The sequence below is a fragment of the Cupriavidus sp. 05N40 genome (assembly GCF_056397305.1).
The window spans coordinates 1-21,817 of the sequence record NZ_JBFTND010000215.1; the positions used below are offsets into that span (position 1 = coordinate 1).

The 21,817-nt window shown below is 69.4% G+C and carries 17 protein-coding genes; 8 read left to right on the forward strand and 9 right to left on the reverse strand.

The window, feature by feature from the left end; genetic code table 11:
- Positions 1 to 851 (forward strand): EamA family transporter RarD (gene rarD, locus AC1DO7_RS34045; protein ID WP_477117099.1); only part of this gene is annotated, 851 nt, incomplete at its 5' end.
- A 228-nt stretch (positions 852 to 1,079) separates the two neighbouring features.
- Here the strand turns inward: rarD and AC1DO7_RS34050 are convergent.
- From AC1DO7_RS34050 to AC1DO7_RS34065, 4 genes are all read right to left on the reverse strand, one after another.
- Positions 1,080 to 2,072, reverse strand: a complete 993-nt coding sequence (locus tag AC1DO7_RS34050; RefSeq protein WP_441612847.1) for a 2-dehydropantoate 2-reductase — start codon at positions 2,070 to 2,072, stop codon at positions 1,080 to 1,082.
- A gap of 57 nt (positions 2,073 to 2,129) precedes the next feature.
- Positions 2,130 to 2,927: a class II aldolase/adducin family protein gene (locus AC1DO7_RS34055; RefSeq protein WP_441613047.1), complete on the reverse strand. Its 798-nt coding sequence runs from the start codon at positions 2,925 to 2,927 to the stop codon at positions 2,130 to 2,132.
- Between the two features lie 107 nt (positions 2,928 to 3,034).
- Complete coding sequence (locus AC1DO7_RS34060; RefSeq protein ID WP_441612848.1) at positions 3,035 to 4,027, reverse strand: DUF2272 domain-containing protein; 993 nt, start codon at positions 4,025 to 4,027, stop codon at positions 3,035 to 3,037.
- A 249-nt stretch (positions 4,028 to 4,276) separates the two neighbouring features.
- Positions 4,277 to 4,555, reverse strand: coding sequence for an HU family DNA-binding protein (locus AC1DO7_RS34065; RefSeq protein ID WP_017227089.1), 279 nt, complete (start codon positions 4,553 to 4,555; stop codon positions 4,277 to 4,279).
- Between the two features lie 1,351 nt (positions 4,556 to 5,906).
- Here AC1DO7_RS34065 and AC1DO7_RS34070 point away from each other — a divergent pair.
- Positions 5,907 to 6,509: an SET domain-containing protein gene (locus AC1DO7_RS34070; protein WP_441612849.1), complete on the forward strand. Its 603-nt coding sequence runs from the start codon at positions 5,907 to 5,909 to the stop codon at positions 6,507 to 6,509.
- A 29-nt stretch (positions 6,510 to 6,538) separates the two neighbouring features.
- Here AC1DO7_RS34070 and AC1DO7_RS34075 read toward each other — a convergent pair whose 3' ends face one another.
- From AC1DO7_RS34075 to phhA, 4 genes are all read right to left on the reverse strand, one after another.
- Complete coding sequence (locus AC1DO7_RS34075) at positions 6,539 to 8,143, reverse strand: sensor histidine kinase (RefSeq protein ID WP_441612850.1); 1,605 nt, start codon at positions 8,141 to 8,143, stop codon at positions 6,539 to 6,541.
- 26 nt (positions 8,144 to 8,169) lie between these two features.
- On the reverse strand, positions 8,170 to 8,874 hold the full coding sequence (locus AC1DO7_RS34080) for a response regulator transcription factor (protein WP_477117100.1): 705 nt from the start codon (positions 8,872 to 8,874) through the stop codon (positions 8,170 to 8,172).
- 92 nt (positions 8,875 to 8,966) lie between these two features.
- Positions 8,967 to 9,275: a 4a-hydroxytetrahydrobiopterin dehydratase gene (locus tag AC1DO7_RS34085; protein WP_441612852.1), complete on the reverse strand. Its 309-nt coding sequence runs from the start codon at positions 9,273 to 9,275 to the stop codon at positions 8,967 to 8,969.
- A 175-nt stretch (positions 9,276 to 9,450) separates the two neighbouring features.
- Positions 9,451 to 10,401 carry a phenylalanine 4-monooxygenase gene (phhA, locus tag AC1DO7_RS34090; protein ID WP_441613048.1) on the reverse strand — a complete coding sequence of 317 codons (951 nt, stop codon included), beginning with the start codon at positions 10,399 to 10,401 and terminating at the stop codon, positions 9,451 to 9,453.
- 203 nt (positions 10,402 to 10,604) lie between these two features.
- Between phhA and AC1DO7_RS34095 the strand changes: the two genes are divergently transcribed.
- Positions 10,605 to 11,078, forward strand: a complete 474-nt coding sequence (locus tag AC1DO7_RS34095) for an Lrp/AsnC family transcriptional regulator (RefSeq protein WP_441612853.1) — start codon at positions 10,605 to 10,607, stop codon at positions 11,076 to 11,078.
- Here the strand turns inward: AC1DO7_RS34095 and AC1DO7_RS34100 are convergent.
- Positions 11,075 to 12,247: a hypothetical protein gene (locus AC1DO7_RS34100; RefSeq protein ID WP_477117101.1), complete on the reverse strand. Its 1,173-nt coding sequence runs from the start codon at positions 12,245 to 12,247 to the stop codon at positions 11,075 to 11,077. The two genes, AC1DO7_RS34095 and AC1DO7_RS34100, sit on opposite strands and share 4 nt — an antisense overlap.
- On the opposite strand from AC1DO7_RS34100, the gene AC1DO7_RS34105 reads away from it, so the two are divergent.
- The 5 genes from AC1DO7_RS34105 to AC1DO7_RS34125 form a co-directional block, all read left to right on the forward strand.
- Entirely contained in the window at positions 12,183 to 16,877 is a 4,695-nt protein-coding gene (locus AC1DO7_RS34105; RefSeq protein ID WP_477117102.1) for an alpha-2-macroglobulin family protein, read from the forward strand. The genes AC1DO7_RS34100 and AC1DO7_RS34105 overlap by 65 nt on opposite strands.
- Positions 16,874 to 17,575, forward strand: coding sequence for a lysoplasmalogenase (locus AC1DO7_RS34110; protein WP_441612855.1), 702 nt, complete (start codon positions 16,874 to 16,876; stop codon positions 17,573 to 17,575). Before AC1DO7_RS34105 ends, AC1DO7_RS34110 begins: the two co-directional genes overlap by 4 nt.
- 5 nt (positions 17,576 to 17,580) lie before the next feature.
- Positions 17,581 to 19,821, forward strand: a complete 2,241-nt coding sequence (pbpC, locus tag AC1DO7_RS34115) for a penicillin-binding protein 1C (RefSeq protein ID WP_477117103.1) — start codon at positions 17,581 to 17,583, stop codon at positions 19,819 to 19,821.
- Positions 19,822 to 19,925: 104 nt separating this feature from the next.
- Positions 19,926 to 20,930 (forward strand): aldo/keto reductase, encoded by a 1,005-nt coding sequence (locus AC1DO7_RS34120; protein ID WP_441612857.1) that lies wholly within the window; start codon positions 19,926 to 19,928, stop codon positions 20,928 to 20,930.
- Positions 20,931 to 21,044: 114 nt separating this feature from the next.
- On the forward strand, positions 21,045 to 21,817 hold a 773-nt coding region (locus AC1DO7_RS34125; RefSeq protein ID WP_477117104.1), incomplete at its 3' end, for a delta(1)-pyrroline-2-carboxylate reductase family protein.

Sequence of the window (21,817 nt, forward strand, 5' to 3'; positions counted from 1 at the left end):
TCTGGGGCCTGCTGCCGCTCTATATCAAATCCCTGCACGGCATCGCGCCGATGGAGATCCTGCTGCACCGGATGGTGTGGTCGCTGGTCTTCCTGGGCCTGGTGCTGGCCTGGCGCCGCCATTGGGGCTGGCTGCGCGGCGTGTGGTCAAACCCGCGCCTGCTGGCCGGCTTCGTGGCCAGCGCGCTGCTACTGAGCGGCAACTGGTTCCTCTACATCTGGTCGGTCTCCAACGGGCGGGTGGTTGACGCCAGCCTGGGCTACTTCATCAATCCGCTGTTCAATGTGCTGCTGGGCGTGCTGTTCCTGCACGAGCGGCTGCGGCCCGTCCAGTGGCTCTCGATCGCCATCGCGGCGGCCGGCGTGCTGTGGCTGACCGTGGCCGCCGGGCAGCTGCCCTGGATCGCCCTGGCGCTTGCCGGCACCTTCGGCGGCTACGGGCTGCTGCGCAAGACCGCGACGCTGGGCGCGCTCGAAGGCCTCTCGCTCGAGACACTGTTGCTGTTCCCGCTGGCGGCCACCTCGCTGGCCTACCTGTTTGTCAGCGGGCAGGCCGGCTTCAGCCATGCCGCGGGCGGCGTGCAACTGCTGGCGCTGCTGGCCGGCCCGGTGACCGCGGTGCCGCTGCTGCTGTTCGCCGCCGGCGCCCGGCGCATCCCGCTTTCCCTGCTCGGGCTGCTGCAATACACCGGCCCGACGCTGCAACTGTTGCTGGGAGTGTGGTTGTGGCACGAGCCGTTCCCGGCCAGCAAGCAGGCCGGCTATGCGCTGATCTGGATCTCGCTGGCGGTCTATGCGGTGGAGGGCATCCTCGCGGGCAGGCGCCGGGTTGCCGCCGTGGCGGGAAGCTGAAGGGCAGGGCGCGTTCTGCGCGCCCCGGCAATGATTCGCGCTATCAATGAATCAGGCGATCAGAATTGATCAATTATTTGTCGCGGCGATGCTTTTGGCGTATTCCGCGATAGGTCGATGAGGCGAAAGGCCGTATCCAGTTCGATTCACTGCCCATTTCATTCGCCGCATTTATCAAGCAGCTCGTCTATTCAATCATGTCATTCTTGGTGGGAATGACATGCAACCCTACCCCGCCGGATAGAGCCCCTTGACCTGCGCATGGAGCCGCACCAGGCCAAGCAGCGCATCGATATTCGGCGTGGCGATGCCGACATGCCCGGCAATCTCGCACACGGAGGCCACCAGCGCGTCGATCTCCAGCGGACGCCCGGCCTCGGCATCCTGCAGCATCGACGTCTTGAAGGCGCCCAGCTTGCGCGTGACCTGGCTGCGCTCTTCCCCGCTCTGGGCGATCGGACAGCCGATGGCGGCGCCCACGCGGCCGGCTTCCTCCATCACGGCCAGGCAAAATCGATTGACCAGCGGATCGTCGAGAATGCGGTCGCACGTGGCCCCGGTCAGCACGGACACCGGGTTCATCGTCATATTGCCCCACAGCTTGAACCAGATGTCCTGCTGGATGGCGGCGCTACGCTCCACTTCCAGGCCGCCGCGCATGAGCACGTCCGCGAGCATCTCCAGCCGCGCGCCGGCCGGGCTGGTTGCGCCGCCCGCGGCACCGAGGATCAGCCGCGCGCCAAAACCATGGCGGACCGTGGCCGGCGCCGGCGAGGACGCAGTGAGGTGCACCACGCAGCCGATCACCTGCGCCGCCGGGATGGCGCGCGCGATGACGCCGCCCGGGTCCACCGCATGCAGGGACAAGCCCGAGAACTGGCCCGGCCGCTCGAAGAACCACCACGGCACGCCGTTCATCGCCGTCACCACCACCGTGCCCGGGCCGATCAGCGGCCCGATGGTCTGGGCCAGCGCTGGCAGCGCGGGTGCCTTGACCGCCAGGATGACCACATCCTGCGTACCGAGTGCTGCGGAATCGCCCTCGGCGCGCACGCGGAAAGTATCCGTGCGCTCGCCCTCGATCAGCGTCAGGCCCCGTTCGCGCAATGTGGCCAGCGTCTGGCCGCGCGCCAGCACATGAATGGGCTGGCCGGAGCGGGCCAGCCTGGCGCCGATAAAGCCGCCAACGGCGCCGGCGCCGACGATGCAGATGGAAGTCATGGCTGTGTTGCCTCTCTGGTGATTGCCAGAATCATTCTCGGGAAGAATGAACGCAAACTAAGATTGATAAGACACATCGATACGGTCGATTTCCCGCGTCAGCGCGGCGAAAACATCCTCGCCGGCGCCGAACGCGGGATTGAACTGGAGCGAATCGCGCGTGCACTTGCGCTGGATCTCCTCCGGCACCGCCAGCGCATCGCCCATGGCCAGCGTGGCCATCTGGATCTCGCAGGCGCGGTTGAGCAGCCATAGCGTGGAGAAGGTACGTGCGATGCTGTCGCCCCACGCCAGCAGCCCGTGGTTGCGCAGGATCACGGCCGGCCTGTCACCGATATTGCGCACCAGGCGCGGCCCTTCGTCCTCATGCACGGTGATGCCTTCAAAGGGATGGTAGGCGACCTTGCCGAACAGCTGGGCGGCGTAGAAGTTGCTCATCGACAGGCCCTGCGCCGAGCAGGCCACTGCCATGCCGGCCGTGGTGTGGGTGTGCATCACGCAATGCGCACCCTCGATGCCGGCGTGGATGGCCGCGTGCACGGTAAAGCCCGCCGGATTGACCGGCCACGCGCTCTCGCCGACCACCTGGCCGTCCAGGCCGATCTTGACCAGGTTGGAGGCAGTCACCTCCGCATAGCGCAGCCCGAAGGGATTGATCAGGAAATGCGGCCTGGCCGGATCGCCGCCCGCCTCGGGCGGCAGGCGCAGCGTGATGTGGTTGTAGATCAATTCGGTCCAGCCGAGCCGGTCGAAGATGCGGTAGCAGGCGGCCAGCTTGACGCGGGCCTCCCATTCCATGGGATGAATGTTGGCGACAGCCATGCAGGTCTCCTCTGCGTGTCGTGCGGCGTCGATGCGCGCGCTTGCCCGGTACTGCCAGGGTGGGGTCGGGTCGCGGCACCCTGGTTGCCGGCCCGATTAATTACCATGTTAATGATTTTGCGGGGCCGGTCAAGCAGGGCTTACGGCAGGGTATTGCGCATGATCAGCACCCACGGCATGTGCGAATTGGTGGCGCTGTCGATCATGCCGGAGTCGCCCAGCTCGATCAGCTCCATCGAAACCGATTGCTGCACGTTGCCGCCGATGGCCTTGACCAGGCGCGCGGCCGGATCTACCTCCACGACGATATCGCAATGCATCGGCGTGGTGCCGAAGCCGATATCCGCGGCACTGGCCAGGTATTTGTCGGCTCCGCGTCCTGCGCAGATCACATCGCCCGGCCGGGGCATGGCGGGCACCGGTTCGATGCGGAAGGCCGGCGCGGGCAGGATGCCGTCGCGCGCATCCACCACGTACATCGAATGCGAATCGCCGGTGAGGAACTGGCGCTCGTCCAGGCCCGCCTTGCGCATCACCCACGAGATGAAGACCGCCGACCAGGCCCAGCTTCCCTGCGTGATCTGCCGGCACGTGACCGCCTTGCCGACGATGCCCCAGTAGCGCTGCGCCAGCTTGCAGCCCTGCGCGGTGGCCTCCATGCCGGTGCCGTCGGGAAAACGCAGGCAGCTCGGCCCGCCGCTGTCGTCTTCGTCGCGGTCATCCTCACGGTCGGCCGAACGGCTCGCCATGTCGGGGGCATCCGTACCCGCCGCTGCGTCTGCCGGCGGGGCGGGCATGCCGGGCACTACCGGCGCCGGAAGAGGGCTGTCGGCCACGCAGGATGTGTCGTCGCGGCCCAGCCGCACGGTCTGGCCACCCCAGCGCTGCCACTCCTGCCAGGCGATCTCGACGATGCGCTGGCGCTGGCTGGCGCCGGGCGTGGTAGACGGCCGTTCGGTGTCGGGCAACGGCACCGCCTGCGGGCGGGCCGGCTGCGATGGCGTGGTGCAACCGCCGAGCAGCGCGAGTGTCACCAGCACGCTCAGTCCAAGCCGGCGCGCCTGTGGAAAATTTTGTGGGAAACGCTGTGAATAAAACTGTGGAAATCTGCCTGGCGGCGATCTGGGTTCCATGCGGGTCCCTACACGGCAGGACGCCCTAGGCCCTTGTATTTATTGAGGGAAGGCGCCGATAGGACACCATCTTACCGGGCTGGAGGAAGGGTGCGGCGTATACCGCGAAGCGTCAGGATAACCAGTGCGCCGATATTGTGGATAACGCCCCCCGCCTGGCGCTCGCCCGCGCCAGGCGGCAGCTGGCGGCGACACGGCGGGGTTGTTCCTGCGAGGCCGGCACGAGGGCTGCCTGCGGGACATTGATGCTCACTGGTTCACAGCATCCTTGAACTTCTGGCCGGCCTTGAACTTGACAGTCTTGGCGGCTTCGACCTTGATTTCTTCGCCGGTGCGCGGGTTGCGCGCCATGCGTTCGCCGCGTTCACCCTGGCTGAAGGTGCCAAAGCCGATCAGGCTCAGCGTGTCGCCCTTGGCGACGGCGTCCATGATGGCGCCCAGCGTCACATTCAACGCTTGTTCAGCCTTGGCCTTGGTCAGGCCGTCCACGCCGGCCGCGATGGCGTCGATCAGTTCGGTTTTCGTCATGCTTCACTCCGTCTCGAGTTGATAAAACAGGGACGCCCGACCGGACCGGCACGCTGGGCGCCGGCCCTGGCAAAGGCGCCGCGGGCCACATCATACCGTGTCGGGCAAGGCTGACCGGGAACAGATTGTTACAGCGTATCCCGCGCCAGGCCGCGCCGGCTGGGGCTTTGAAGGCAACGGCCGGGCTCCGGAATGACCACGACGGACCGGGAGAACGCCCCAGGCGAAGCACGGCTGCGAGGCGTCCCGCAGGGCATACGGAAGGAAAAAACGGCGTCAGGGGCCTCCTGAACGCTCGCAGAGCCCCTCAGGCGCCCCCCATCACCATCGAGACGCGTATACGGCCCCCAGGCCCGCCCAGGCCTCTCCGGAGCGCCTGGGACCCGCATAGCGTGCCTGGCGCGCTGCAAGGGCGGCCTGGCCGGCCGGACTCCGTCTGGCTAGGGAAAGGATGCCGATCGCACCGTTCTGCCGGCGGGGCGCCGAAACCGCGATGGCCGGCGACCCGGCGGGGCGGCCTGCACTATCGTGCATGGTGAAAACAGTCATATTCGCGCCGCGAATGCCAGCCTTGGGTGCCGCCCTGCGGCTGCACCTGCACCTGCGTATCCCCGGCCATCTTCGGGTGCGTATACGTGGCGCCAGCGTCCCGGGCTCGGCCCTTTGTTGGCGGCGTATACATCGCGAGCGTATACGCCGCAGCCGTCAATCACAGGCTGCTCAAAAAAGAAGCCATGTGAAAAGCGGCTTCCGGTTCATTTGGTTTTCCTGCCAGCCCTGTCTGTTCCCGGCGGCCGGACGCAGTCCTTTCTGTTTACATCTTTCTTTCATGTATACAGATAGTAGTAGTAGGTAAACGTCGCGCCTTTCTGTGGATAACACCGTTAACGTCATGTAAATCAACGGTTTACAGAAAGTAGAAGTGCTGGAACGCCATGTTGGCCGGCGTGGATGACTCCGCCTTCCGGCCGAGGCGGTAAACGCAAGCCTCCGACTTATGCCTGATGCGTCCCCATCTCAACCCCAGGCAGCCCACATGAATCACGCGTTCTTATCCACAGATTTTTGCGGGCTTATCCACATGCCTTGTTGACCTTGGGCGCCCGTTTACGTCGTCGGCGGCGCGGTGGTTTCCCCGTGCGCAGGCGCGGGTCGGGCTGACGTATACGTCAGCCTTGGCCTGACGCCATTCCGTATACCTGGCCGACCCGGGTATACGGCGGTGTCGCATGGCGCTGCCGTATACCGACATTTGCCGTGGAAGGGGATGCCGCCGCCATGGGGCGCAGGTATCATCGCCAGCGCGCAGCCACGTGGGGTGGCAGGCCGGCGGATCACTTTGGGATGGCAAATGGTGGAACAGGTGAAGCGGAGCGGTGCGGAGCTGCAAAGCGGGGACGCAAGGCAGGGTACGGAAGGAACGGCTGACGCGGCGGCAGCCGGGAAGGAAGCCGGGCAAGGCAAGAAGAAGGCAAAGGCCGGCAAGCGCAAGACCGCTTCCGACCGCGTCGAAGTGCGCCGCTCAGGCGTGCACGGCAAGGGCGTCTATGCGATTGCGCCGATCGCCGAGGGCGAACGCGTCATCGAGTACAAGGGCGAGCATATTTCGTGGAAGGAAGCGCTCGAGCGCCATCCGCACGATCCGGACGATCCCAACCACACCTTCTATTTCAGCCTGGAAGACGGCGACGTGATCGACGCCAAGTTCGGCGGTAACCGCGCGCGCTGGATCAACCATGCCTGCGAGCCCAACTGCGAGGCGCGCGAGAAGAAGGGCCGCGTGTTCGTCCACGCGCTGCGCGACATCGCCGCCGGCGAAGAGTTGTTCTATGACTACGGCCTGGTGATCGACGCGCGCTACACCAAGAAGCTCAAGAAGGAATTCGAGTGCCGCTGCGGCAGCCCGCAATGCCGCGGCACCATGCTGGCGCCGAAGGAAAAGAAGAAGCGCTAGGCCTCAGGGCCGGGCAGGGCACGGCAGCCTCATGCGGTGCCGGCCGCCTCGCACGGAATGCGGATGACGAACCGCATTCCGCGCGTCTCGGCGCCGGGGGTGGCGGGCGGCACATCCTCGATGCGGATGGTGCCGTGATGCAAGCCGATGATCTCGTGCACGATGGCCAGGCCCAGGCCGGCACCGCCGGGCGCTTGCGCCGGCGCGTTGCCCTCGGGCGTGTGGTCGCCGCGGAAGAAGCGCTTGAAGACTTCCTCGCGGCGTGCCAGGGCGATGCCGGGGCCGTTGTCTTCCACCATCACCACCGCCATGCCGCGATGGCCTAGTGCCTCGCCGCCGGCGCGCACGGTGATGCGCCCGCCCGACGGCACGTACTTGACGGCATTGTCGATCAGGTTGCTGAGCGCTTCGCGCATCAGGAGGCGGTTGCCGCGCACCGTGGATGGCGCCGCGCCGGTGAAGGTGGGGCCGGGCAGGGTCTCGAAGCCCAGGTCGATCTGGCGCGAGAGCGCCTGCGGCACCCACTCGGCGCCGGTCTCGAAGGCGAGCGAGGCCAGGTCGAAATGCTCGATCGGCCCGAGCCGCTCCAGCGACAGCCCCGGCTCCGCGCGCGCCAGCGAGAGCAGCTGGTTCGACAACCGCACGGCGCGGTCGGCCGCCGCCTGCAGCTCGCGCAGCGCGTGGCCGGTTACCTCCGGATCGTCCGATTGCACGGCGCGGTCGGCGTGCAGCTTGACCGCCGTGAGCGGCGTGCGCAACTGGTGCGCGGCGTCGGCGATGAACTTGCGCTGCGCGTCCAGCGCATCACGCAGCCTGGCCAGCAGCGCATTGAGCGCGCGGATCAGCGGCTCCACTTCGGCCGGCACCTGGGTTTCATCGAGCGGCGCCAGCGACCGCGCGGTCTGCCGGTTGAGCTTGTCGGTCAGGATCTGCAGCGGCACCAGCTCTTCCTTGAGCACGTGCGAGAGGATCAGGCTGCCCACCACCAGCAGCAGGATCAGCGGCACCGACACCGAGAGCAGGATCTCGTTGGCGGCGGTCTCGCGCCGGTCCAGCAGTTCGGCCACTTCCACCACCACCGGTCCGCGCGGCACGCGCCCGGCCTCGCTGGTGGCCAGCTCGTCCGATGCCGGGCTGGGCAGGTTGACCGGCAGGCGCACCGCACGCACCTGGCGCCCGCTGAACCACGCATAGAACAGGCGCGCATCGTGCAGCGAGGTCTGGCCGGTGCCGTAGCCCAGCCAGGTGTCCATGCCGCCGATCAGGCCATCGGGACCATGGATGCGCCAGTAGATGCGATCAGTGCCTTCGGCCTCGACCAGCGTCTGCGCGATCATGGGGATGTCCTGCTCGAGCCGCGGGCCGGCAATCCGGATCTGCTGGGCGATATTGTTGGCCACCCCGTACAGCGCGCGGTCGAACACCTGCGTGGTGTAGTGGGCCGCCAGCCAGTAGGACAGCGAGCCGCTGGTCAGCACCAGCGCGAACAGCGGCGTGGCCAGCGCGCGCAGCAGGTGCACGCGCAGGCTTTGCGTGGACGCGGCGCGCGCGGCCGGGCCGGGAGCGCGCTCTGTGGCTTTGGTGGCAGCGCCGGTGGCCTGCGGCGGCTTGGGGGGGCGTGGACGCGGCCACATGGCGGGCTTGCTCGCGCTGCGCAGCGTCAGGCGCTGGCGCGGATCTGCAGCAGGTAGCCGAAGCCGCGCACGGTGACGATCTCCACGTCGCTTTCCTCCAGCTTCTTGCGCACGCGGTGCACATAGACTTCGATGGCGGTGTCGCCGACAGTGTCGCCGCCTTCGCCGGCCGGATGCGCGAACGTGGCAAGGTGGTCCTGCAGCTGTGCCTTGCTGACCACACGGCCCTGCCGCTGCAGCAGCAACTCCAGCACGGCGAACTCGCGCGGCGACAGTTCCAGCGGCTTGCCGTCGATGAACATGCGGCGGTCATTGCCCGACAGGCGCAGCCGGCCCAGGCGCACGTCGCGCTCGGGAGCGGCCTCGCCGTGCTGGCTGCGCCGCAGCAGCACGCGCACGCGCGCTTCCAGCTCAGGCAGCGCGAAGGGCTTGACTAGGTAATCGTCGGCGCCCGCGTTCAGCCCGGAGAGCTTGTCTTCGAGTTCGTCGCGCGCAGTGAGGATGATGACCGGCGTGGTGCGGTTGCGGGCGCGGTAGCGCGCCAGCAGCGTCATGCCGTCGATGCCGGGCAGTCCGAGGTCGAGGATGACCAGGTCGTGCTGTTCGCGCAGCAGGTGCTCGGTGGCGTRGACGCCATCGTGCACCACGCGCACCTGATGGCCGGCCTGGGACAGGCCGGCTTCGACGCCACTGGCGATCTGGCGATCGTCCTCGATCAGAAGGATACGCATGGCTGCAGGGAGGGTCCGGGAGAGAAGCAGGAGCCGCCAATTGTACAGGCGGCGACCGACACCGACCTTTCGGTTTCCCTACAGTCCGCCCCTCATTTCTTGCCCAGCGAGGCCGCCGCGCGCTCGATGAATCCGGCCAGGTCGATGTCGCGCTGGGTCAGGCCATTGGCATCATGGGTCGACAGCGTGATATCGACGCGGTTGTAGACGTTGAACCATTCGGGGTGATGGTCTGCCTTTTCCGCGGCCAGCGCGACGCGCGTCATGAAGGCGAAGGCGGCGTTGAAATCGGCAAAGGTGAAACGCTTGTGGATCGCGTCGCGGTCCTCGACGGCTTGCCAGCCGGGCAGGCTGGCAAGCAGCGGTGCGCGTTGTTCCTGGGTGAGGGGCACGAGGGACATGATGGGGGCTAGATGGTATGGAGGAAAAGAAGCTGAGCGGAATACCGGCCCGCCCGCCGCGCTGTCCGGCCTGGTTGCGGCGGGCGGCGCGGCGGGCATGCAGCCATTGTTCCACAAAGTGTCCGGGCGGGCGCGCGCCGGTGAAAACGCAGGGAGCGCAACAAGCGCCGCGCGCTCAGACGTCGTCGCTGTCGGCCCAGCCTTCGCGGGTGCCGCGGTTGAGCACGAGGTCGCCGGGGACCACGTCGCCGGCGCCAAGCGTCGGCAGCGCGCGCAGGGATTCGTAGAGCGGCGCGAAGTCCGGCCGCGTGGCGTCGAACAGCTGTTCGAAGCTGTCGATCACGAAATAGGTCTTCTGGAAGGTGTCGATGCGGTAGCGCGTGCGCATGATGCGGCGCACATCGAAGCCGACGCGGTTGGGGCTGGCCGAATCCAGGCTGTAGATCGATTCGCCCTGGCTCGACAGGATGCCCGCGCCGTAGATGCGCAGCCCGGCCGGCGTGCGGATCAGGCCGAATTCCACCGTGTACCAGTACAGCCGGGCCAGCATGTCCAGCGCGTCGAGCGACGCGGCCTTGAGACCGCCCTTGCCGTAGGCCTCCATGTAATTGGCGAAGACCGGGTTGATCAGCAGCGGCACGTGGCCGAACACATCGTGGAAGCAGTCCGGCTCCTGCAGGTAGTCGAGCTGTTCTGGCTTGCGCATCCACCAGCTGGCCGGAAAGCGGCGGTTGGCCAGGTGCTCGAAGAACACCGCGTCGGGCACCAGGCCGGGCACGGCCACGACCTGCCAGCCGGTGGCGCGCATCAGGGTTTCATTGAGCTGCGCGAAGCTGGGCACGCGGTCGCGTTCCATGCCCAGCGTGGACAGGCCCTGCAGGAATTCGTCGCAGACGCGCCCGCGCAGCATCGAGGCCTGGCGCTCGTACAGCTTGCGCCATACCGCGTGGTCCGTGTCGGTATAGCGCTCCAGCGGCTGCTCGATGGTGAAATCGTCGCGCAGCGTCTGGCCCGACAGCAGGCCGGCGTCGAACTGCTCCCTGAGCTTGTCGGTCAGCGTGCCGGCAAAGCCGGGTTGCGCGTCGGACTGGCTATCGCGTGGCTGGCGGCTTGCGGTGGCTTCCATCATGTCGTATCTCCTGCAGATTTGCCGCACAGTTTAGCCAGGAGATGCCGCAGATGGTCCGCAAAATGGGCCTGTTTTCGTCTGATGGCGCGCGGAACACGCAGAATTTTGGTATTGTTTGCGGGAAATATGCGCGTGTGCATTGCCAGCCCCGTCTGCCCCGCGCCGCTCATGACAAGTCACGCTTCCCGGGCGAACCCATCATGCTCAATCTAGACCCCTTCGACCTGGCACTGCTGGCGGCCCTGCAGACCGACGGCCGCTCCACCCACCAGCAACTCGCCGAACGCATCCACCTGTCGCCCAGCCAGATCGGGCGGCGCCTGGCGCGGCTGGAAGCCGACGGCGTCATCACCGGCTACCGCGTAGTGCTGTCGCCGCCGCTGCTCGGGCTTGGCGTGCAGGTCTTCACCAGCGTCAAGCTGGCGCATCACGGCGACACCATCATCGAGCGCTTCCGCGAAGACATCCTGTTGCTCGAGGAAGTGCAGGAGTGTTACTCGGTGGCGGGCGAGGCGGACTACCTGCTGCGCATCATGGTGCCGGACCTGCCCACRCTGGCCGAATTCACCATGAAGAAGCTCATGCGCGTGCCGGGCGTGGAGAGCGTGCGCTCCAACATCGTGCTGACCGCGCTCAAGCGCGACGGGCCGCTGCCGCTGTCGCACCTGCGCTAGCGCGGCGCGCTGTCGCGCCGATGCCGCGCCGGCGCCGCGCCCGCGTGCGCGGGCTTGCACTTGCCATCGGCGCATGTCACCCTCGCCCGGAGCCGTAAACGGATGAGGACAGGATGACGCAGATCGTCGCTCGGATTGGCAAGCGCGCAAGGCGCGGGCGTGCTCTCATGGCCTGCCTGCGGGGCGCGGTGGCAACGGCCATGCTCGCCGCGCTGCCCGGCATGGCCCAGGCCGCGCAGGTGGTCCGCTTCGCGCCCGAGGGCGAGGTGTCCCGCGTGCGGCAGGTGGCGATCCGCTTCGACGAGGCCATGGTGCCGCTGGGCGATGCGCAGGCCGCACCCCCCGCCATCCTGTCCTGCAGCGGCGCGGCCGTCGAGGGCCAGGCGCGCTGGGTCGATGCACGGAACTGGGTCTTCGATTTCCTGCGCGACCTGCCGCCCGGCGTGAAATGCTCGCTGCGCATGGCGCCCGGCCTCAAGAGCGAGGCCGGCAAGGCCTATGCGGGCAAGCCGGAATACCGCTTCGAGACCGGCGGGCCCAGCGTGGTGTCGGCGCGCCCGGGCGGTGGCGAGATCGAGGAAGAACAGGTCTTCGCGCTGCGCTTCAACGGCGCGGCCACGCCGGACTCCGTGCGCGCCGCCGCGTGGTGCCAGGCGCAAGGCCTGGGCGAGCGCATCCCCGTGCGCCTGCTTGCCGGCAAGGAACGCGAGGCCGTGCTGGCCGCGCTGCGCTGGAAACTCAAGCCCGACCAGGCCGATACCGTGCATCTGCTGGCCTGCCAGCAGCGCCTGCCGGCCGGCGCCCGCATGCAGCTGGTGCTGGGCAAGGGCATCGCCACGCCATCGGGCCTTGCCACGCGCGAGGAACGGCGCTTCGACTACACCGTGCGCGAACCCTTCAGGGCCAGCTTCTCGTGCGAGCGTGAACGCGCGCAGTCGCCCTGCACGCCGCTGCGGCCGGTCTCCGTGTCGTTCTCCGCGCCGGTCTCGCGCAAGGACGCCGAGCATATCCTGCTCAATACGCCCAAGGGGCCGCGTGCGCCGCAATTCGAGCCCCGCGCGGCGCGCGATGCGCCGGTCAGCAGCGTCAGCTTCGCGCCGCCGTTTGCACGCCATCCTGGCCGGCCATTCGCCTGCCGATGTCAGCAACCCGCGCAACGCGCCCTCCATCGAGACCCGCTCCGTATCGTTGCTCGACGGTGTGCCCGGCGCGCGCAAGCTCGCCATACCGCAACTCGCCGAGCCCGGCGGCAAGGCGCCGCGTCCGTTCGAGGTGGTCGGCATTCCATTGCCCGAAGCGGGCTTCCATGTGGTCGAGATCGCCTCGCCGATGCTGGGGCAGGCGCTGCTCGGCCGCAACACGCCGATGTATGTGCGCACCGCCGCGCTGGTGACCAATCTCGGCGTGCATTTCAAGCTGGCGCGCGGCCCCGGCAAGATGACCGCGCTGGCGTGGGTCACCACGCTCGACGACGGCAAGCCCGTGGCCGATGCCGCGGTGGCGCTGCGCGACTGCAGCGGCCGCCTGCTGGGCTCGGTGCGCACCGATGCCGCCGGCGTGGCCAGCTTCGGCGCGGTGGACGACGTGCGCGAACGCGAGTGCAGCGACACCGCGCTGTCGGGCTACTTCGTCTCGGCGCGCATTGGTGCTGACCACCCGCAGGCGCGCGGCCAGGCCGACATGGCCTTCGTGATGTCCGACTGGAACCAGGGCATCGAGAGYTGGCGCTTCAACGTGCCCACCGACACCAGCGCCACGCCGGACGTGCGCGTGGCCACCATCTTCGACCGCACCTTGCTGCGCGCCGGCGAGACCGTGTCGATGAAGCACCTGATCCGCACCGAGACCGCCGCCGGCTTCGCGCTGCCGTCCGGCAACGATGGCGTGCCGGAGAAACTGGTGATCCGCCACGAGGGCAGCGGGCAGACCTACGAGCAGGCGGTGCAGTGGCGCACTACCGCCACCGGAGGGCGCAGCGCGGAAAGCGTGTTCGCGATTCCGCCGGCGGCGAAACTCGGTGTCTATGCGGTGTCATTCCAGGACGCGCGCGAGCGCGTGCTCGACAGCGGCAGCTTCCGCGTGGAGGCGTTCCGCCTGCCGGTGCTGGCCGGCACGCTCAAGGCCGGCAGCGGCGGCGCGCTGGTGGCGCCGGCCGAGGTGCCGCTCAACCTCGAAGTGCACTACGTGTCCGGTGGCGGCGCGGCGGGCCTGCCGGTGCAGGTGTCGGCACTGCTGCGCGACAAGGCCGTGAGCTTCGGCGATTACCCGGGCTACGCCTTCGCCGCGCCGCGCGCGCAGCGCAAGGGCGGCACGGAATACAGCGGCGACGAGGACGAGAGCGAGGAGAGCAGCGCGGCGCGTGACGATGCGCAGACGCTGGTGGCCGACAAGCTGCCCCTCAGGCTCGACAAGAACGGCGGCGGGGCGCTTACGCTCAAGAACCTGCCGCGCGTGGACGCGCCCAAGGTCATGGTGGTGGAGTCCGGCTTTGCCGATCCCAACGGCGAGATCCAGACGCTGCGCCAGAGCGTGCCACTGTGGCCTGCGGCCGTGGTGGCGGGCATCCGCACCGAGAACTGGGTGTCGGTGAAGCAGAAGCTGGTCGTGCATGGCCTCGCGCTCGATACGCAGGGCCGCCCGCAGGCCAATGCGCCGATCGCCGTGCGCGCGCTGCTGCGCACCACCACCTCGGTGCGCAAGCGCGTGGTGGGCGGCTTCTACCGCTACGACAACAGCAGCCAGACCAGGGACCTCGGCAGCATCTGCGAAGGCCGCAGCGATGCGCAGGGCCGCATGCAATGCGAAGTGTCCTTGCCGGAGGCCGGCGAAGTCGAACTGGTGGCGCAGGCCAGGGACAACGCCGGGCGCGTGTCGCAGGCCGCCACCACGGTATGGGTGACGCGCCAGGGCGAGTTGTGGTTCGGCGGCGAGAACAACGACCGCATCGACCTGCTGCCGGAAAAGAAGGCCTACGCGCCGGGCGAAACCGCGGTATTCCAGGTGCGCATGCCGTTCCGTCACGCCACGGCGCTGGTCACGGTGGAGCGCGAAGGCGTGCTGGAGAGCAGCGTGGTCGAGTTGAACGGCCGCGATCCGACGGTGCGCGTCAAGGTCAGGCCGGAGTGGGGGCCAAACGTGTACGTATCGGTGCTGGCGTTGCGCGGGCGCTTGCGCGAGGTGCCGTGGTATTCCCTCTTCACGTGGGGCTGGCGCCAGCCGCTCGAATGGTGGCAGGCCTTTCGCAGCGAAGGACGCGAGTACGTGGCGCCCAGCACGCTGGTCGACCTGGCCAAGCCAGCCTTCCGCCTCGGCCTGGCGGAGATCCGCGTCGGCAACGAAGGCTACCGRCTCGATGTGAAGGTGACGCCGGACAAGGCCAGCTATCCCGTGCGCGCGAAGGCGCAGGTCGTGGTGCAGGTCACGCTGCCCGACGGCAAGCCCGCCGCCAACGGCGAAGTGGCGCTGGCCGCGGTGGACGAGGCCCTGCTCGAGCTGATGCCAAACACCAGCTGGGACCTGCTCGACGCCATGCTGCGCAGGCGCAGCTACGGCGTGGAGACCGCCACCGCGCAGATGGAGATCATCGGGCGCCGGCACTATGGCCGCAAGGCGGTGCCGGCCGGCGGGGGCGGCGGCAAGAGTCCCACGCGCGAGCTGTTCGATACGCTGTTGCTGTGGAATCCGCGCGTGCAGCTCGATGGCGCGGGACGCGCCACGCTGGCCGTGCCGCTGAACGATTCGCTGACGCGTTTTCGCATCGTCGCCGTGGCCGACCTGGGCATCGGCCGTTTCGGCAGCGGCAGCGCCACCGTCGCCGCCACGCAGGACCTGCAACTGATCTCAGGCCTGCCGCCGCTGGTGCGCGAGGAAGACCGCTATCGCGCCATGTTCACGCTGCGCAATACCACGCAGCGCGCGATGACGGTGCAGGCGGTGGCGCGCGTGAGCGCGCCGCTGCAGTCCGCCCAGCAGGCCGCGCAGGGGCAGGCGCTGCCGGCGCAGACGGTGGAGATTCCCGCCGGCGCATCGCGCGAGATCGGCTGGGACGTGAGCGCGCCGCTGATGCCGGCGGGCGGGCTTGCGCAGCAGGGCACGGTGCAGTGGGAGGTGGAAGCCAGCGAACAGGCAAAGGGCGGTGGCGCGGCCCTTGCCGCCGACCGCATCAAGCTCAGCCAGCAACTGGTGCCGGCAGTACCGCTGGCGGTGCAGCAGGCCACCATGGCGCAGCTCGCGCCGACCCTGTCGGTACCGGTGCGCGCACCGCAAGGCGCGCTGGCCGATGCCGCGGGCCTGCCGCGCGGCGGCCTGCAGGTCAGCCTGCAATCGTCGCTGGCGGGCGGCATGCCGGGCGTGCGAGAGTGGTTCCGCAACTATCCGTTCTCTTGCCTGGAGCAGCGGGCCTCGCGCGCGGTGGGGCTGGGCGATGCGGCGCAGTGGGATGCGCTCACCGCGCAACTGCCGGGCTATCTAGACAACGATGGCCTGGCGGCGTATTTCCCGCTGCAGAACGACGCCGCCGCCGGCAGCGAAGTGCTCACGGCCTATCTGCTGGCGATGTCCGACGAAGCGGTACGCGCTGGCCTGCCGCTGCGCTTGCCCGACGAGACCCGTGCGCGCATGGAGCGCGGGCTGACGGCCTTCGTCGAGGGCCGCATCAAGCGCGACCGCTGGGCGCCCACGCAGGACCTGGAAGTGCGCAAGCTGGCCGCGCTAGAAGCGCTTTCGCGCAGCGGCCACGCGCAGGCGCGCATGCTCGGCTCGATCCAGATCCTGCCGCAGCAATGGCCCACCTCGGCGCTGCTCGACTGGATCGCATTGCTCGGCCGCGTGCAGGAAATTCCCCAGCGCGAGGAGCGGCTCGCGCAGGCGCAGCAGATCCTGCGCGCACGGCTGACGGTGCAGGGCACGCGGCTGGCGTTCTCCACGGAGCGCGACGACAACTGGTGGTGGCTGATGAGCGGCGCGGATCTCAATGCCGCGCGGCTGCTGTCGCTGTCGCTCGACCTGCCGGGCTGGAAGGACGAGGCGGCGCAGCTTGCCACCGGCCTGCTTGGCCGCCAGGTGCGCGGCGCGTGGGGTACCACCACCGCCAACGCCTGGGGCTCGCTGGCCATCGCGCGCTTCGCGCAGGCCTTCGAGAAGACGCCGGTCGCCGGCAGCACGCGCGTCACGCTGGAAGGCGTGCCCGATGCCGCGCGCACGTTCGACTGGGCGCGCGCGGCCAGTCGCGATGGCGTGGCGGGCGGCAGCATGAACCTGCCGTGGCCGAAGGAAGGCACGGCCACCTTGCAGGCCGACCAGCAGGGCGCGGGCAGGCCATGGGCCACGGTGCGCGCGCTGGCGGCGGTGCCGCTGTCCGCGCCGCTGTCGGCGGGCTACCGCATCACGCGCAGCGTGACGGCGGTGGAGCAGGCGGTGGCGGGCAAGTGGTCGCGCGGCGACACYTACCGCGTGAAGCTGCAGATCGACGCGCAGGCCGACATGACCTGGGTGGTGGTGAGCGATCCGTTACCCGCGGGCGCGACCATCCTCGGCAGTGGCCTCGGGCGCGATTCGGAGATCGCCACGCGCGGCGAGCGGCGCAAGGGCGCGTGGCCCGCCTTCACCGAGCGCACGCAGCAGGCCTACCGCGAGTATTACGCCTACCTGCCGCGCGGCAACGCCACGGTCGAATACACGGTGCGCCTGAACAACGCGGGCGAGTTCGCGCTGCCGCCCACGCGCGTGGAGGCGATGTATGCGCCCGATGTCTTCGGCGCCCAGCCCAATGCCAGGATGATCGTAGGAGCGCGCCCGTGAGCTGGCTTGCAATGATGATGCCCGCGCGCGTGCGCGAGTGGTGGCTGGCCGGCACCATGGCCGGCGTGGTCTATGGCGGCCTGCTGGTCACGGTGGCGATGGATGCGCAGCCCGGCGCGCCGCTCAACGGACAGATCGTCTTCCAGCCGCTCTGGAAGACGGCGATGGCGCTGATGCTGGCGCGCGCCGCGCGCTACCACCCGGCGCGGCGCGAGCGGCGCTGGCTGATGGCGGCGCTGCTGTTCTCGGCGATCGGTGATTTCCTCCTGGCGATGCCGTGGTTGTCGGTCTCGTTCATCGGCGGGCTCGGCGCCTTCCTGCTGGCGCACCTCGCCTACCTTGGCCTGTTCGTGCCGATGGCCGGCGACTGGCGCGCGCACCGCCTGGTCGGCTGCGGCCTGGTGCTGGGCGCGGCGCTGGCCATGCTCCTGCGCTTCTGGCCCAACCTCGGCGCGTTGGTGGTGCCCGTCTGCCTCTATGTCACGGCACTGTCTGCCATGGCCTGCGCCGCCATGGTGGCGAAGCTGCCCACGCCGCTGGCCGCCATCGGCGCGCTGTGCTTCACCATTTCCGATGCGCTGATCGGCAGCGCGCGCTTCCTGGTCCCTTTCGATACTTTCGCGCTTGGCATCTGGTGGACCTACGCGGTGGCGCAGGTGCTGCTGGTGGCGGGCGTGGTGGCGGGGCGGGGCAAGTGAAGCCGATGCTGCGCGCCGTATTCGTCGCCGCCTGCATGGTGTGCGCAGGCGGTGCTGCCGGTGCCGGTGCGTTGCCGTCGTTCGACAGCGTGCGTGCGGGATGGCGCAGCGCGGATGTGATCGTGCTCGACCGCCACGGCGCGCCGCTGTCCCGCGTGCGCGATGATTTCCGCGCGCGGCGCGGCGACTGGGTCACGCTGGCCGATATGTCGCCGGCGGTGCRCTCCGCCATCGTGCTGTCCGAGGACCGGCGCTTCTATGCGCACAGCGGCGTGGACTGGCAGGGCGTGGCTGCGGCGGCATGGGCCAATCTCTGGAACACGCGCACGCGCGGCGCGTCCACGCTGACCATGCAGCTGGCCGGCCTRCTCGACGACGACCTGCGCCGCGCCGGCAGCGGGCGCGACGTGGGCCAGAAGATGGCGCAGGCCATGCGCGCCGCCGCGCTGGAGCGCAGCTGGAGCAAGGAGCAGATCCTCGAGGCCTATCTCAACCTGGTGCCGTTCCGCGGTGAAATGGTCGGTCTTTCCGCCTTGTCGCAGACGCTGTTCGGCAAATATCCCAGCGGGCTCGACGCGCGCGAAGCCGCGCTGGCGGTGGCGCTGGTGCGTGCGCCCAACGCACGCGCCGGGCAGGTCGCGCAACGTGCGTGCGGCATCTTGCGCGAGCAGCAGTTGCCGCAAGCCTGCGAAGGGCTGGACGGCTTCGCGCAACTGACCCTGCTGCGCAGCGGGCCGGGCGCGGCCGGCGCGCAGGCCGCGACCCTCGGCCAGGACCTTGCGCCGCACCTGGCGCGCCTGCTGGTGGCGCAGGCGAGGGCGCAGGTGCGCATGGGGGCCGCGGGGGGCACGCTGCCGCCGTCGATCACGTCCACGCTCGACGCTGGCCTGCAGCGCATCGCGGCGGGCAGCCTGGGGCGCCAGCTGCGCGAGCTCGCCGGGCGCAACGTGGAAGACGGCGCGGTGGTGGTGATCGACAACGCGAGCGGCGATGTGCTGGCCTACGTGGGCTCGTCCGGCGTGCTGTCCGGCGCCGCCCAGGTGGACCACGCGGCGGCGCCGCGCCAGGCCGGCTCCACGCTCAAGCCCTTCCTCTATGAACAGGCGCTGGAGACGCGCAGGCTGACGCCGGCGTCGCTGCTCGACGACCGGCCCGTCAACCTGCCCACCGGCGGCGGTGGCGGCCTCTACGTGCCGCAGAACTACGACGGCCGCTACGCTGGCTGGGTCAGCATGCGGGCGGCGCTGGCTTCGTCGCTCAACGTGCCCGCGGTGCRCACGCTGGTGATGGTGACGCCGCACCGTTTTCACCAGCGCCTCACCGCGCTGGGCCTGCCCTTGCCGCAGGCAGGCGACTATTACGGCTACAGCCTGGCGCTGGGCAGCGCCGACGTGCCGCTGCTGGCGCTGGCCAATGCGTATCGCGCCCTGGCCAACGGCGGCAGCTACGGCGCGGTGCGGATGCGCGCGGATGCGCCGGCGGCGCCCGCGCGCGCGGTGATGTCGCCGGCGGCGAGCTACCTGATCGCCGACGTGCTGTCGGACCGTCACGCGCGGGCGCGCACGTTCGGCCTCGACAGCCCTCTCACCACGCGCTTCTGGACCGCGGTGAAGACCGGCACCTCGAAGGACATGCGCGACAACTGGTGCATCGGATGGTCGCAGCGCTATACGGTGGGCGTGTGGGTCGGCAACGCCAGCGGCGCGAGCATGCACGAGGTATCGGGCGTTTCCGGCGCGGCGCCCGTGTGGCACGACATCATGGAAGCGCTGCATCGCTCGGTACCGAGCGCGGCGCCGGCCATGCCCGCGGGCGTGGAGCGCGTGGCGCTGCGTTTTGCCGGCGATCTCGAGCCGGCGCGCGAGGAAGTGTTCCTCGCGGGCACGGCCATGCGCGTGGTCGAGATGGCCGGTGCGCGGCCGGTGGCGAAGGCCGGGGCCGCCGCGCAGGATGGCGTCGCCGCCATCGCCAGCCCTGCCGACGGCACCGTGTTCGCGCTCGATCCCGATATCCCGCCGCAGGCGCAGCGCGTGTGGTTCCATGCCGAAGGCGCGGGCGGGCAGGCGGCGCCGCGCGTGCGCTGGCGCATCGACGGCAAGCCGCTCGGGCGCGGTGCGCAACTGGCGTGGCTGCCATGGCCGGGCCGGCATCAGGTGGAACTGCTCGACGGCAACGGCAAGATAGTGGACCGCATCGGCATCGAGGTGCGCGGCGCGGTGGCGAAGGGGCCCGCAGCGCGCGGCTGAGCGGGCACCGGCGGCGGCCGCCAAACAGGCATATGCTGCAAGGCTGCGCGTGCCGGCCGGCGCGGCAGTCCCGCTGTTTCGCCAACGTCTTTCCAGGAGTCGGCATGACCGCACTACGCAAGCTGGGCCGCCACGGCCCGGAGATTTTTCCGCTCGGCCTCGGCTGCATGGGCATGAGCGAGTTCTACGGCGCGCATGACGACGCCGAATCCATCCGCACCATCCACCATGCGCTGGCGCGCGGCGTCAACCTGATCGATACCGCCGATATCTACGGCCCGCATACCAACGARAGCCTGGTCGGGCGCGCCATTGCCGATCGCCGCGACGGCGTGGTGCTGGCCACCAAGTTCGGCATCGTGCGGGATCAGGCCAATCCGGTCGCGCGCGGCGTCGATGGCCGTCCCGAGTACGTGCGTGCCAGTTGCGATGCCAGCCTGAAACGGCTTGGCGTGGACCACATCGACCTGTATTACCAGCATCGCGTGGACCCGCAGGTGCCCATCGAGGAGACCGTGGGTGCGATGGCCGACCTGGTGGCGGCGGGCAAGGTGCGCTGGCTTGGCCTGTCCGAGGCCGGCGCGCAGACGCTGGAACGCGCGCACAAGGTGCATCCCATCGCAGCATTGCAGAGCGAATTCTCGCTGTGGACGCGCGACGTGGAGGCGGGCGGCGAGCAGGGCATCCTCGGCACCTGCCGGCGGCTGGGCATTGCGTTCGTGCCGTACAGCCCGCTCGGCCGCGGCTTCCTCACGGGTGCGCTGCGCAGCCCGGACGATTTCGCGGCGGACGACTATCGCCGCACCAGCCCGCGCTTCGTGGGCGAGAACTTCGCGCGCAACCTTGCGCTGGCGGACAAGGTGAAGGAGATCGCGCACGGCAAGGGATGCACGCCGGCGCAGCTGGCGCTGGCCTGGGTGCTGGCGCAGGGCGAGGATCTGTTGCCGATTCCCGGCACGCGCCGCGTGGCAAACCTGGACGACAACCTGGGGGCTCTGGCCGTGAAACTCGGCGCGGCGGACCTGGCGGCCATCGACGCCGTGTTCCCGCCGGACGCAGCGGCAGGTTCGCGCTATCCGGAGCAGGCCATGTCGCTGCTGGCACGCTGAGCGCGCAGTAGCCGGGCAGGGTGGGGCAGGCAGGGGCAGGACAGGCCGGCGGCGGGCCGTTGACGGAGATCGCGGATAATCCGCCATCGCAAACCGCCTCCGGAGCCATTCGCCGTGTCCCTCGCCCTGCTCGACGCCGCCCAGACCGCCGCCCGCCTGCCTTACCCGGAACTGGCGCGCGCCATCGCCGACATGCTGGCCGAGCTGCGCGCCGGTACCGCCGTGGCGCCGCCGCGCATCGCGCTGCCGGTCGGCGACGCCGAAAACGGTGCGGGCACGCTGCTGGTGATGCCGGCGCGCAACCGCGAGCTGGTGATGACCAAGAACATCACCGTGCACCCGGGCAATCCGTCGCGCGGCCTGCCCAGCATCCTCGGTGAAGTGGTGGTGGCCGATGCGCACAGCGGCCAGCGGCTGGCGCTGCTGGACGGGCCCACCGTGACCGGGCGGCGCACCGCGGCGGTATCGCTGCTTGCCGCCCAGCAGTTCGCGCCGCGCCCCGATGGCGAGTTGCTGATCATCGGCGCCGGCGTGCAGGCCGAGACGCATCTCGAAGCCTTTGTCGCGGGCCTGGCGCCGCGCCGGGTGTGGCTGCATTCGCGCACGCCCGCCAAGGCGCAGGCGCTGGCCGCGCACGCCCGCACGCTGGGGACCGAGGCGCAGGTGGTGGACGACGTGCGCAGCGTGCTGGCGCGCGTGTCGATGGTGGTCACCGTGACTTCGAGCCTCGTGCCGGTGCTGCCTGACCTCGACAGCGGCCTGTGGCGCGACGACCATTTCATTGCCGCGGTGGGCGCCTTCCGGCCCGAGATGTGCGAGTTGCCGCCCGCGCTGTGCCAGGCCGCATCCGCCCATGGCCGCCTGCTGGCCGACACCCTCTTCGGTAT

Coding starts and splice junctions, on each gene's coding strand:
- AC1DO7_RS34085 (WP_441612852.1), bottom strand. CDS start 9,275: ATGTCCCTCGTGCCCCTCACCCAGGAACAACGCGCACCGCTGCTTGCC.
- AC1DO7_RS34075 (WP_441612850.1), bottom strand. CDS start 8,143: ATGTGGCCGCGTCCACGCCCCCCCAAGCCGCCGCAGGCCACCGGCGCT.
- AC1DO7_RS34050 (WP_441612847.1), bottom strand. CDS start 2,072: ATGACTTCCATCTGCATCGTCGGCGCCGGCGCCGTTGGCGGCTTTATC.
- AC1DO7_RS34060 (WP_441612848.1), bottom strand. CDS start 4,027: ATGGAACCCAGATCGCCGCCAGGCAGATTTCCACAGTTTTATTCACAG.
- AC1DO7_RS34070 (WP_441612849.1), top strand. CDS start 5,907: ATGGTGGAACAGGTGAAGCGGAGCGGTGCGGAGCTGCAAAGCGGGGAC.
- AC1DO7_RS34065 (WP_017227089.1), bottom strand. CDS start 4,555: ATGACGAAAACCGAACTGATCGACGCCATCGCGGCCGGCGTGGACGGC.
- phhA (WP_441613048.1), bottom strand. CDS start 10,401: ATGGAAGCCACCGCAAGCCGCCAGCCACGCGATAGCCAGTCCGACGCG.
- AC1DO7_RS34100 (WP_477117101.1), bottom strand. CDS start 12,247: ATGGAGGGCGCGTTGCGCGGGTTGCTGACATCGGCAGGCGAATGGCCG.